Here is a 13,011-nt window from a genome sequence, read left to right on the forward strand (position 1 = left end):
CGCCTTCACCCCCGCAGATCCACCAGCAGCGGTGGCGCGTGCTCCCCCCGCACGTTCGTCAGGGACAGCACCGCGTGGCCGGGCGGCACCTCGTGCGCCAGCCGGGACGCCGACCACCGCTCCCGCTCGACCTCGCGCACGGTCACCGCGTCCGTGGTCACCGCCTTGCCGGTCACCAGCTTGCGCAGGGCGTGGATGGCGCGGGTCATCGGCTGGTCGGCGAAGACGGTGTGCTTGGCGACCTCCGTGGTCTCCACCCACTCGGTGCCCCAGGTCTGCGCGAACCTGCTGCCGTCCCAGGTGGTGATCCCGGAGAACGCCATCCGGCAGCCGACGGCCCCGTACAGCGGCCCGTGCAGCGCCTCCGGGACGTCGCCGACCGAGCGCAGGGCGAGCACCACGCCCGCGTTCTGCGAGCGCAGCCGCTGGAGCCTGCGCACCGAGCCCTCGGTGACCGTGCCCGTCGCGTCGTCCAGGACCAGACAGGCGAAGTGGTCGCGCCGCTCCCGTACGACGGTGTGGAACTGGGCGAGGACCAGCCGGGTGATCAGCCGGGCAGCCTCCTCGTGCCCCCGCTCGGGCAGGTCGACGCGGACCCGCAGCGGGTGGTGGGCGACGGCGCGCAGCGAGAACGCCCGGTGCGCGTTGCCGCCGCCGCCGAAGAACTCGGCGAACACCGGGCGGTTCAGCAGCGCCAGCCGGTCCGCGAGGGCCCGGCCCGCGTCGCCCGGGGTCCCGGTCTGCCGGACGCGCGCCTCCAGCTCACGGCGCATCACCTCGTCGCCGGCCACGGCCTCCCGCAGCGCGGACAGCGCGGCCGGTTCGCCCTCCAGGAGCTCGCGCAGCTCGGGCAGGGTGGGGAAGCATCCGTGCGCGCTCCGGTAGGGGCCCAGCACCTGGGCGAGCGCCGTGGTCGCGCTCTGCCCGCTCACCATGTCGAGGTCGCCGACCAGCGCCTCGGCGAGGATCGCGGCCGCCTCGTCCGGGTCGTCGGACTCCGCGTACGGGTCCAGGTCGTGCACGGACGAGGGGTCACCGATCCCGACGATCACGTCGAACGCGGAGTCGGAGCCGAGCCGGTCGCCTCCGGGCGACGACACCGCGACGACGGCGCACGCCCCGGTGAGCGCCTGGAGGGCGAGCGCCTCGGTGAGCGGCTCGACCAGGGTCCGGGTCTTGCCCGACCCGGACGGTCCGACCGCGAGCAGCGAGGTGCCCAGCACCTCCGGGCCGAGCGCGGCGCCCGCGTCGTGGTAGCTGACCGGGGTGCGTTCGGCGGCGACCCAGCGGCCGACGCGCACCTGCCCGGTGAGCAGATCGTGGCGCGCGGTGCGCCGGGGCAGGTCGCGAGCGCCGGAGGGATGGGTCCAGGAGGCCCCGCCCTGCCGCAGCACGGTCTCCCGGAAGTCCGCGAGCCCCGCCGTCCAGGCCCGCCGTACGCGCACGCAGTCCACGTCGTTCATCCGGCCGGCGGCCACCTCGGCGGTCAGCAGCTCGGCCGCCTCGTACTGTCCCGCGTCCCGCAGCTCGGGCCACTGGGCGCGCGGCCGCTCGACCGCGGGCGCGGCCTGGCCGGGCCCGGAGCGTCGGGCGGCGAGTCGTTCCTGCACGTACGGCCACCAGCCGCCGACCTTCGCGAACGGCCACACCACGAGCAGCGTGATGACCGTGTACAGCGCGTTGGTGAAGAGGGGGGAGGCGAACAGCTCGTAGCTGCCGGAGATCAGCACGATCAGCGAGAACAGCGGGTCGACGACGGGCAGGGCGTCCCAGCCGACCCCGAAGGCGCCGGGGAAGACGAAGCTGAGGGTGGCGAGCGCGCCCAGCAGGGCGACGAGAGCCCGCGCGGGCTGTGGCCGGCGGCCCACGAAGTGCCGTACGGCGTGGGCCCAGCTGCCCAGCCGGCCCATGGCGTAGACGAGGACGGCGAAGAACACGCCGTCGTAGACCACGCGCGCCTCGGCGCCCTCCATGGACTTCGGGGACGCGATCGTGCCGCCCCACCACCAGTCGTCCGGGGTGAACAGCCGCAGCAGGGTGAACTGGTACGGCAGGCCGCCCCGGCGCCACAGCGACCACAGGACCAGCGCGACCACCAGCGGGACCAGCATCCCGACCACCGTCACCGGCGCGAGCCGCTCCGTGGCCCGGGCCGCCTTGGGCGGCCGGTAGCCGAAGCGCCAGATCCCCGTACCGGCCGTGGGCCGCTCCTCGTCGAGCCAGTCGGCGACGGCGGACGCGGCCCGCGGGGAGTGCTCGGAGGCAGGTGGGACGCCCGGCGCCCGGTCCGGCCGCGGGGGCGTCGACGGCGGCCGCGGCGGCCCCGCCGGGCGCGGCACAGGATTCGCGTGCGTACCCCGTGCGTCCCGCGTCCCGTCGCTGTCCATCGCCCTGCCCCCTGACCAGCCGTTCCGTCCACCATCAGCGAGTCAATCTAACGCGCCCGCAAGGGGAGTTCACCGCTTACGCGGCCGGGCCTGTGACGATCACCGTCCGGCGGCACTGTCCATGACGGACAAGCCGCTCCGCCGACACCGCCCACATGGAGCATGCCCACCCCCCACTCCCCGTCCTAGCCTGCGAGAAAAGAACGAAAGTGTCCGCAAAACCCCAGGAGCCCCTCATGACCGCCCTTCCGCAGGAGCGCCGCGTCGTCACCGCCATCCCCGGCCCGAAGTCGCAGGAACTCCAGGCCCGCCGTACCGCCGCGGTCGCGGCCGGTGTCGGTTCGGTGCTCCCCGTCTTCACCAAGCGCGCGGGCGGCGGCATCATCGAGGACGTCGACGGCAACCGCCTGATCGACTTCGGCTCCGGCATCGCCGTGACCTCCGTCGGCGCCTCCGCCGAGGCCGTCGTGCGCCGGGCCACCGCCCAGCTCGCCGACTTCACCCACACCTGTTTCATGGTCACCCCCTACGAGGGCTATGTGGCGGTGGCCGAGGCCCTCGCCGAGCTCACCCCGGGTGACCACGCCAAGAAGTCCGCGCTGTTCAACAGCGGTGCCGAGGCCGTCGAGAACGCCGTCAAGATCGCCCGCGCGTACACCAAGCGGCAGGCGGTCGTCGTCTTCGACCACGGCTACCACGGCCGCACCAACCTCACCATGGCGCTGACGGCGAAGAACATGCCGTACAAGCACGGCTTCGGCCCGTTCGCGCCCGAGGTCTACCGCGTCCCGGTCGCCTACGGCTACCGCTGGCTCACCGGCGCGGAGAACGCCGGCGCCGAGGCCTCCGCCCAGGCCATCGACATGATCAACAAGCAGATCGGCGCGGAGAACGTCGCCGCGATCATCATCGAGCCGCTGCTCGGCGAGGGCGGCTTCATCGAGCCGGCCAAGGGCTTCCTGCCGGCCATCAGCGAGTTCGCCTCCGACAACGGCATCGTCTTCGTCGCCGACGAGATCCAGTCCGGCTTCTGCCGCACCGGCCAGTGGTTCGCCTGCGAGGACGAAGGCATCGTCCCGGACCTGATCACGACGGCCAAGGGCATCGCGGGCGGTCTGCCGCTCGCCGCGGTGACCGGCCGCGCCGAGATCATGGACGCCGCGCACGCGGGCGGCCTCGGCGGCACCTACGGCGGCAACCCGGTCGCCTGCGCGGGCGCGCTCGGCGCGATCGAGACGATGAAGGAGCTCGACCTCAACGCCAGGGCGAAGCACATCGAGGCCGTCATGAAGGGCCGCCTCACCGCCATGGCGGAGAAGTTCGAGATCATCGGCGATGTCCGCGGCCGTGGCGCGATGATCGCGATCGAGCTGGTCAAGGACCGTACGACGAAGGAGCCGAACCCCGAGGCGACCGCCGCGCTCGCCAAGGCCTGCCACCAGGAGGGCCTGCTGGTCCTCACCTGTGGCACCTACGGCAACGTGCTGCGCTTCCTGCCGCCGCTGGTCATCGGCGAGGACCTGCTGAACGAGGGCCTCGACCTCATCGAGCAGGCTTTCGCGCGCATCTGAGCCAGGGCGCCGCACAGCTGATTCCCATCGGCCACAGAGGGTGTGAAGAAGGTGTGCGAGGAGGATGGCGGGACGGGATACAGGCTGTCGTACCGCCCGCCTCTGCCGTAGGTTCTCAGCAGATGAGAGATACACCCCGCCCGCAGGGGACTGCGGGCGGATCCAGGCCGGGGCCTCCCCAGCTTCGACCTGGTCGTGCCCTCGCGCACACAACCGGAGCTTCCGGCTTCGGATCTCCACACCGATCGGACGGCCGCCCGCCCCAAACCCCCCGGGGCGGCCGGCACTCCGGTCCGGACGGCCACCCCGGAACCACCCCCCCTGTTCCGGGGTGGCCGACCTCCTTCTCAGGTGCGGACCACGAAAAGCGGACCCCGGATTCGATCCGGGGTCTTTTTTCGGTCCGGGCGCCTTTTCCGCCGTCCGGCCACTCCTGACAAGCTGGGGCCCATGCCGTCCCGCCCCACCCGCCCGGCCCGCGCCACCCGCGCCGTCCTCGGCCTCCTGCCGCCCGCCCTGCTCTTCGCGCTGATCACCTGGCAGGTCGCCGCCGACGGCCCGCTGCTGCGCCCGGACGAGCGTCTCAGCCGCGCCCTCGTCCATCCCGACCGGGCCTCCGAGCTGCTGGCCGATCTGGGTGAGGTGCAGGTCGCGGTGCCCGTCCTGGTGCTGGTCGCCGGGTACGTGGCGTGGCGGGGGAGAGCGGCGGGCGGGGCGCGGTGGTGGGCGCCGTCCCTCGCCGCGCCGGCCGTGATGGTGCTGGTGCCGCTGGTCGTCGTCCCCCTGAAGGTGTGGACCGACCGGCCGGGTACGCCCGCCGTTCCCCCGGCCACCGGCTACTACCCCTCCGGGCACACGGCGACGGCGGCCGTCGCCTACGGTGCGGCGGCGCTGATCCTGCTGCCGTGGCTGCGCACCGCGTTCGCCCGGTGGCTGGCCCTCGCGACGAGTGCCCTCCTCGTCCTGGCCGTGTCGTTCGGGCTGGTCCGGCGCGGCTATCACTGGCCGCTGGACGTCGTGGCGAGCTGGTGTCTGTGCACGGTGCTGCTCGGCGCGCTGTGGCTTTTCCTGGAGCGCGAGCGGCGGGCGCGGGAGCGGCTCCGGACGGCGGCGGGGCGACCGTGCCAAACCGGCGCACCCCGGCCGTCCACCCGTACGACTCGGACAAGCGACCCTTCGGCCTCCCGCCCCTACCGTGGAGCACGAAAGCCACAGGACACCCCCTAAGCGGAAGGGCCGGGACTCGCAATGCCCCAGGAAAAGAATGTGGGGGCCACCCACGCCTTCTGGCTGGCCGGCCGCCAGGTCACCGGCGAGGACAGCTTCGACGTCACCTCCCCGTGGGACGGCCGGCTCGTCGGCAAGGTCGGCGTGCCGACGGACGCGCAGGTCGAGGAGGCCGTGGCCGCCGCGTACGCCGTGCGGGACGAGTTCGCCGCCACCCCGGCGCATGTGCGCGCCGCGGCCCTCGACCACGTCAGCAAGCGGCTCGTCGAGCGCACCGAGGAGATCGCTCAGCTGATCTCCGCCGAGAACGGCAAGCCGATCAAGTGGGCGCGGGGAGAGGTCGGCCGGGCCGTCTCCGTGTTCCGGTTCGCGGCCGAGGAGGCCCGGCGGTTCAACGGCGGCGAGGCCCAGCGGCTCGACACCGACGCCGGCGGCCAGGGTCGGCTGGCGCTCACCCGGCGCTTCCCGAAGGGCGTCGTGCTCGGCATCGCGCCGTTCAACTTCCCGCTGAACCTGTGCGCCCACAAGATCGCCCCGGCGATCGCGGCCGGTGTGCCGATCATCCTCAAGCCGGCTCCGGCGACCCCGCTGTCCGGCCTGGTCATCGGTGACCTGCTGGCCGAGACCGAGCTGCCGGCCGGCTCCTGGAGCATCCTGCCGGTCGCCAACGACCGCATGCCCGCCCTCGTCCAGGACGAGCGCCTGCCGGTCATCTCCTTCACCGGCTCCGAGAAGGTCGGCTACGCGATCATGGACGCGGTGCCGCGCAAGCACTGCACCCTGGAGCTGGGCGGCAACGGCGCGGCCGTCGTCCTCGACGACTTCGCGAGCGACGCCGACCTCGACTGGGCCGCCACCCGCATCGCGACCTTCTCCAACTACCAGGGCGGCCAGTCCTGCATCTCCGTGCAGCGGGTCATCGCGGACGCCTCCGTGTACGACCGGCTGCTGCCGCGCATCGTCGCCGCCGTCGAGGCGCAGGTCACCGGCGACCCCTCGGACGACAAGACCGACGTGGGCCCGCTGGTCAGCGAGGACGCGGCCAAGCGCGTCGAGACCTGGGTGGACGAGGCCGTCGCGGCGGGCGCCTCCCTCCTCGCGGGCGGCAAGCGCGACGGGGCCTCCTACGCGCCGACCGTCCTCACCGACGTGCCGGCGGACACCACCCTCGCCTGCGAGGAGGTCTTCGGACCGGTCCTCACCGTGACGAAGGTGGACGGCGAGGCCGAGGCCTTCGCCGCCGTCAACTCCTCCAAGTACGGCCTCCAGGCGGGCGTGTTCACGCACGACGTCCAGGTCGCCTTCCGCGCCCACCGCGCGCTGGAGGTCGGCGGTGTCATCGTCGGCGACGTGCCCTCCTACCGCGCCGACCAGATGCCGTACGGCGGCGCCAAGCAGTCGGGCGTGGGGCGCGAGGGCGTGCGGTTCGCGATGGAGGACTACACGTACGAGCGGGTGCTGGTCCTCACGGGGCTCGCGCTCTGACCTGACACCGACAGGCCCTGACAGAACGGCCGCAGCCCGCTGTGCGGGCTGCGGCCGTTTCTGTGCCCGGATGTTGTCGCCCTCTCGGTCTCTGCGAGGTGGGGCGGACGGGGCGAGTGCCGTAGGAGGAACGGAAAGGAGCGAGGAGCCGACCGAAGTGCTGGGCGAACCGATGCGTGCCTTCCCACCAGGGAGACGCGCGCTGCTCCGGATGTCAGTGGGTCTGTCTAGTCTCGGTATGGCGGTCCATCCATCGAACGGAGGCAACGTGGTTGAACGGGCGCGGCGGCCTGTGGTCATCAACGGCAAGATCGGCTCCCTTCCCTTCCACGACCTTGCCTGGGACGCCTTCGAGAGACTGGTGTGGGAGCTCGTCGTCGCGACGGAAAACCTCTCGCCGTGCTATCGCTACGGAACGACGGGGCAGGCACAGGGCGGTATCGACATCGCCGGGCGCGCGACTGACGGCAGTTGGTCCGCCTTCCAGGTGAAGCAGGTGGCTCAGTTCACCGAAGCGAGTGCGAGGAAGGCTCTGGACCTGTTTGTCCGAGGGCCTCGCCCGCACGGTGCCACGCGCCTTGTCATGGTCACCTCGTGCAGTGGAACGCGGACCCAGGTACGTGACGCGGCCCACCGGTACCGCGAGCAGTACCCGGATCTGAACCTGGGCGAGGTCTGGGACGCCGAGTATCTGGGCCACCTGCTGCGGCCTCAGCCACTCATCGTGGCTCGCTACTTCGGGGACGAGGTGGCTCTCCGATTCTGTGACAACCATGCCGTGGCGGCGTGCTTCTCCGCCGACGGCACCGCTGCGATGGGGATTGCGCTGGCCGCTGCCGACCCGTTCGGCCTGGAGATCCACGAGGCGATCTCCATCGACGGCGCCGTGCATGACGGTTCGCTCCCCCGCTACTTCCGCCGGCCCTTCGATGACGAACTCGACGCCGCCGTGGAACAGGCGCGCAACGGACAGAGCGTGATCAAGGTACTTCTGGGCGACTCCTCCACGGGGAAGTCCCGAGCGGCGTACGAGGCCATCCGGCGATTGTCGGAGGAGTGGCGGCTGTGGCATCCCGTTGGCCAGGATGATCTGCTCGGTTCGATCGACCGTGTGGCACCTCGCACGGTGCTGTGGCTCAACGAGATCAACCGTTACCTCCTCTCGAACGAAGCCGGTCGGGATGAGCAGGTTGCCGACAGGCTCTCCGAGTTGCTCCGCAGCCCTGACAGGGCGCCGGTGCTCGTTGTCGGCACGGCATGGCACGAGCACTGGTCCACGATGACCACAGCACCACGGAATGAACGCGCTCGTACCCGATCCCTGTTGGCCCGACACGGGATACGAGTGCCGGAAAATTTTGGTGAGCGGGAACTCGCGACGCTCGCGGAGTCCGGGCGGACGGACAGCAGGATGCTTCAGGCCGCACGCCTTGCCGAGAGCGGACATGTCATCCAGTATCTGGCCGGTGGTCCCGCCCAGCTCGAGCGTTACGAGATGGGGTCTCCGGCCGCCCGCGCGGTCCTGAACGCGGCGATGGACGCCCGCCGACTCGGGCATGGTCGTGATCTGCCCCGTGCCTTTCTCGAAGCCGCCGCCGCGGCGTACCTCACACCCTTGCAACGCGATCTGGCACCTTCGCACTGGTTCCGGCAGGCAGTGGACTACCTTTCGGCCCCTTGCCGGGGCGTGCGAGGACCACTTGCACCGGTCCAGGGCCTCTCGCTGACAGCTGAGCAGGAATCGAGCCGTTACCGTCTCTCGGACTTCATCGAGCTACACGCGCGACGACTTCGGCGGACGGTGTGCCCAGGCGGGGAGTTCTGGTCCGCGGGGGCACGGTGCGCCGCAGCTCCGCAGGACAAGGTCGCCATGTCACGCGAAGCCCTGGCTCGCGGCCGGCGGAACGAGGCCGAGTCGTTGGCCATGGCGGCAGCGGAGGAGGGGGAAGGCCGGGCGCTCTTCGCATTCGCCGAGTGGACCGTGGCGCACGGCAACCGTGAGGACGCGGTGCCGTACTACGAGTTGGCCGCCGAAGTCGGTGACGCCCAAGCCCAAGTCGTCGTCGCTTGGCGGCACGAGCAGGCGGGGCGACTCGACGAGGCAGAAACGTGGTACCGCAGGGCCATGGAGTCCAGTGGCCGGTTCGACGCCGCTGTGGGTCTCGCCTCCGTCCTGACCGAGCGTGGCCGACCCGAGGCTGCGGCCGAACTCTATGACAGGGTCCTCGAAGGCGGCTTCTTCGGCGCCCGGGTCGTCGAGTACCAGGCACGCTGGCTGTCCGAGTGCGGCAAGCACGAACAGGCCCTGCTTCTCGCCGAGTGGTCCTTCGACGCCGGCAACCAGGAAGCATTCACCGGCCTTGCTTGGACCTACAGGTACAAGGACCCGCAGAAGGCGATCGACGTGCTCTTGCATGCGACGAAAGCGGGTGATGAGAACGCTCCCCGGGAACTCGCATGGATCTACGAAGAGGAGGGTGAGCCCGATCTCGCCGATCGCTTCTGCGAGATCGCTGTGTCGCTGGGGGAGACCAACGCACTGCGGGGTCTGGGCATGATCCGCCGCAGCAAGGGTGACCACCGTTCCGCTGCCGCCTTGTTCTGGAGGGCGTACAACCTCGGGCTCGGCCACGTGTTGTTCGAGTTGGCTGAGCTGAGGGAGAAGGAAGGCAACATCAAGCAGGCGGAGCGGCTGTACCGGCGTGCTCTCGGGGAGGGGCAGGACTACGCGGCTAACCATCTGGTGCGCATCCTGGAGGCCAGCGGGCGGACCGGGGAAGCAGAAGACTTGGCCGGTGATTCCACGGACCGCCTCCGAGAACTCGCCCGAGCGCGCGCGAAGCGCGGCGCTCCCGACGCGGCGGAAGCCCTGTTGACCGGAGCCATAGCCCGGGGAGAGCCGTACCTCCTGCTGACCCTCGCTGAGCTCCGGCAGAGACGAGGCGACCTTGCCGGAGGGGAGCGCGCACTTAGGGAGGCCAGGGATGCCGGGGTGCCTTCTGCCGCAGAGCAACTGGCGAAGCTGGTGGAAGGCGAGCTGAGCTGACAGCCGCCGAGTAGCGATGGAGCATGTGTCCGGTGCCGCCCTGTCCCGCCCGGACGTTACGGGATCTTGACGGGGATCGGCGGAGTTCCGTTGTGCCCCGACGGCTCAGGTGCTCTCCCGGACGCTTGGTCCAACCCCTCTAGCTCATGGGAACCATTTTCATATAGGTTTCCCCGAAGGGGTCCGGCGCCGATGCCTTCCGGTGCCGGACCCCTTCTTCGTGCCGGCTCCTCCGGACCCTCAGCCGGAGAAGCCGACATGCGCCAGCCGCAGTGGGCCGCGCAGTCCGAGGCGCAGATCGTGGACGCCCGTGGCGGTGAGGGCCGCGTCAAGGGTGACGTAGTCGTACGGTCCTGGCGTCGGCGCGACCGTCAGCGTGGCCAGGGTCGGGCCGCCGTCGAGCGACAGCTCCACCGTGCCCGAGCCGGCCGCCGTCACCGTCACGCCCGTCGTGCCGGCGCCCGTGCCGAAGTCGCAGGCCCGGTAGACCAGTTCGCCGGCCCCGCCCGCCACCGGCGTCACCGCGTCGCCCGAGACCTTCGTACGGTCGACGATCTCGATCCCGCTCTGCTCGTCGAAGTCGGCGGCCTCCAGACCGCGCGGGAGGACCGGGCGCGGGGCGGACGGCTCGCCCTCGAGCGTGACGGTCGTCCGCAGCCGGACGTCCGCGCTGGACGCGCCGACCAGGAGCTCGTACGGGCCGGACTCCAGACGCCACCGGCCCTGTGCCACGTCCCAGAAGGCGAAGTCGGACAGCGGGACGTCGAAGGAGAGCTCCGCGCTCGCCCCCGGGGCGAGCGTGACGCGGCGGTGGTCGAGCAGCTCGCGGCGCGGCCGGATGACCGAGGGGTCCACGGCGCGGGTGTAGAGCTGGGCGACCTCGTCGGCCGTCACGTCCCCGGTGTTGGCGACCGTGCAGGACACGTACGCCGTGCCGTCCTCGACGCGCACCGCCAGGTCCGCGTAGGAGAACGACGCGTACGACAGACCGTGCCCGAACGGGAACAGCGGGGTGCCCTCGAAGTAGAGGTACGTCTGACGGGTGCCGATCACGTCGTAGTCGAGGAGGTCGGGCAGATCGGCGTCACCGGCGTACCAGGTCTGCGGGAGGCGTCCGGCCGGGGAGACGTCACCGGCCAGGACCCGCGCGAGGGCGGTGCCCGCGGCCTGACCGCCGTGCGCCGTCCACAGCACCGCGGACAGCGGGCCGGGCTCGATCGCGTACGGATACGCCGACACCAGGGCCAGCACGGTGCGCGCGTTCGCCGCCCGGGCGGCCGCCAGCAGCCGCTCCTGGTGGGCCGGCAGCCGCAGCGTGGTGCGGTCCTCGGTCTCCCGGCCGTTGATGTGCGGGTCGTTGCCCGCCACGACCACGACCACGTCGGCCGCGGCGGTGACCCGGGCCACCGCGTCCTCGCCGGATTCGACGACGACGACCTCGACGACCTCGTGAGTCTCCTCCTCCGGTCCGGCAACCCTGACGCCGTCGGCGGCGACACAGAGGGGGCGACCCGTTCCCAGATGCAGCAGGAGGTGACCGTCGCCGTGGCTGTTCCCGTCGGCGTCCGCGTGCGGTTCCAGGCGGAACGTCTCCTGGACGACCCAGCCGCCGGGCTGGTCGGCGGAGGCGCGCAGGTAGCCGTCCTCGGCGACGGAGAGGTAGCGCCCGTCGGGTGCGCGCAGCGTCAGCACGCCCTCGCCCCAGTCGACGAGCGCGAGCTCCGTGCCGGTCGCGTCCGTGGTCAGCGGCGGGAGGTCGGTGCGGCCCGCGAGCAGCGCCGGGTCGAGGGCGCCCTGCGCGCCGCGCACCTCGTCGGTCGCCTCGGGGGCGGTGGGGACCTTCAGGAACGTGCCCGCGGCGGTCTTGATCAGAACCCGGTCCACGCCCTCCGCGAACTCCACGCGCTCGGCGCCGAACCGCTCGTACAGGCCCTCCAAAGGGGTGGAGCGGTGCAGCAGCGTGCCGCTGTACCAGTCGAGCTTGCACTCGTCGGCGAGCAGGCCGACCACCGCGATCCGGGTGTCGGCGGCCAGCGGCAGCACCCCGTCGTTGCGCAACAGGACGATCGCCTGCTCGGCGGCCTCCCCGGCGAGCGCGCGATGGGCCGGGGAGTCGAACTCGCCGGTGCCCGCGTGCGGGTCGTAGTGCGGGTCGAACTCGCCCAGCCGGAAGCGGACCGAGAGCTGACGGCGGACCGCCGCGTCGACGTCGGCCTCGGTCAGCAGGCCCCGCTCCAGGGCCCCCCGGACCCGGGCGACGATCTTCGAGCCGTCCGTGCCGTGGTCGGTGAAGCTGTCCACGCCGGCCACGAGCGCGGCCGCCGTCGCCTCCTCGTGGGTGTCGAAGTAGTGCTCGGAGTCGACCAGGTTGGAGGGCGCGCCCGCGTCCGAGCAGACCAGCAGGTCTTCGTCGGTCCAGGCGCGCAGCTGCTCGCGCAGATACGGCGAGACATGGTTGGGGCGGCCGTTGACCAGGTTGTACGCCGGCATCACCCCGGCCACCGCGCCCGCCTCGACGCAGCCGCGGAAGGCGCGCAGATCGTACTCGTGCAGCACCCGCGGGCGGACCGAGGACGAGGTGACGTCCCGGCCCGTCTCGTTGTTGTGGGCCAGCCAGTGCTTGAGGACCGGGGCCGTGCGCCAGTAGGTCGGATGATCACCGCGCAGACCGTGCGTGTAGGCGGTGGCGATGGCGGAGGTCAGCCGGGGGTCCTCGGAGTAGCCCTCCTCGTTACGGCCCCACAGGGGATGGCGCAGCAGATTGACGGTGGGGGACCAGACGTTCAGGCCCACCCGCTCGTCGCGGGCGCGCATCGCCCGGACCTCCTTGGACACCGCCTCGCCGATCCGGCGTACGAGGTCGGTGTTCCAGGTCGCGCCCAGCCCCACGGCCTGCGGGAACACCGTCGCCGGGCCCATCCACGCGACGCCGTGCAGCGCCTCCTGGCCGGTGCGGAACGCGGCGATGCCGAGACGCTCGACCGCGGGTGCGAACTGGTGCAGGAAGGAGACCTTCTCCTCGGGGGTCAGCCGGGACAGCAGATCGTCGATGCGCTTCGCGAACGGCAGCTGCGGATCGCGGAAAGGCGGCGTGGGCGGCGTGTGTGCGGTCACGTGGGGATCCCTTTGCGGTGGAGCGGGGAGGCTCTTTCGAAGCGCTTCGATGCTCATTCGACGATGGGGTGAGTGTCAAGGGGACTTCACCGCTATTTCAAGCAGCACATAAGGAGAGATCGCCCCTGATACCTCGGAGGAATGTTGGGAGCGACCCTTGTGCACCCCAGGGTGTTCACTT

The 13,011-nt window shown here is 71.6% G+C and carries 6 protein-coding genes; 4 read left to right on the plus strand and 2 right to left on the minus strand.

Annotated elements, in window-relative coordinates; all coding sequences use genetic code 11:
• Nucleotides 1–5: 5 nt before the first annotated feature.
• Nucleotides 6–2,387: an ATP/GTP-binding protein gene (locus ACIRPU_RS24145; RefSeq protein ID WP_403870619.1), complete on the minus strand. Its 2,382-nt coding sequence runs from the start codon at nucleotides 2,385–2,387 to the stop codon at nucleotides 6–8.
• 236 nt (nucleotides 2,388–2,623) lie between these two features.
• On the opposite strand from ACIRPU_RS24145, the gene gabT reads away from it, so the two are divergent.
• The 4 genes from gabT (at nucleotide 2,624) to ACIRPU_RS24165 (ending at nucleotide 9,716) form a co-directional block, all read left to right on the plus strand.
• Nucleotides 2,624–3,958 (plus strand): 4-aminobutyrate--2-oxoglutarate transaminase, encoded by a 1,335-nt coding sequence (gene gabT / locus ACIRPU_RS24150; RefSeq protein ID WP_384112714.1) that lies wholly within the window; start codon nucleotides 2,624–2,626, stop codon nucleotides 3,956–3,958.
• A 450-nt stretch (nucleotides 3,959–4,408) separates the two neighbouring features.
• Entirely contained in the window at nucleotides 4,409–5,185 is a 777-nt protein-coding gene (locus ACIRPU_RS24155) for a phosphatase PAP2 family protein (protein WP_403870622.1), read from the plus strand.
• Nucleotides 5,186–5,224: 39 nt separating this feature from the next.
• Nucleotides 5,225–6,670, plus strand: a complete 1,446-nt coding sequence (locus tag ACIRPU_RS24160) for an aldehyde dehydrogenase family protein (protein ID WP_403870625.1) — start codon at nucleotides 5,225–5,227, stop codon at nucleotides 6,668–6,670.
• A gap of 238 nt (nucleotides 6,671–6,908) precedes the next feature.
• Nucleotides 6,909–9,716 (plus strand): tetratricopeptide repeat protein, encoded by a 2,808-nt coding sequence (locus tag ACIRPU_RS24165; protein WP_403870628.1) that lies wholly within the window; start codon nucleotides 6,909–6,911, stop codon nucleotides 9,714–9,716.
• A gap of 240 nt (nucleotides 9,717–9,956) precedes the next feature.
• Here ACIRPU_RS24165 and ACIRPU_RS24170 read toward each other — a convergent pair whose 3' ends face one another.
• The gene (locus ACIRPU_RS24170) at nucleotides 9,957–12,830 is read right to left on the minus strand and encodes a glycoside hydrolase family 3 C-terminal domain-containing protein (protein WP_403870631.1); all 2,874 of its coding nucleotides are present in this window, start codon (nucleotides 12,828–12,830) and stop codon (nucleotides 9,957–9,959) included.
• Between the last annotated feature and the right edge of the window lie 181 nt (nucleotides 12,831–13,011).

It is taken from the genome of Streptomyces sp. NPDC102259, assembly GCF_044766465.1.
In the GTDB taxonomy this organism is placed as follows: Bacteria; Actinomycetota; Actinomycetes; order Streptomycetales; family Streptomycetaceae; genus Streptomyces.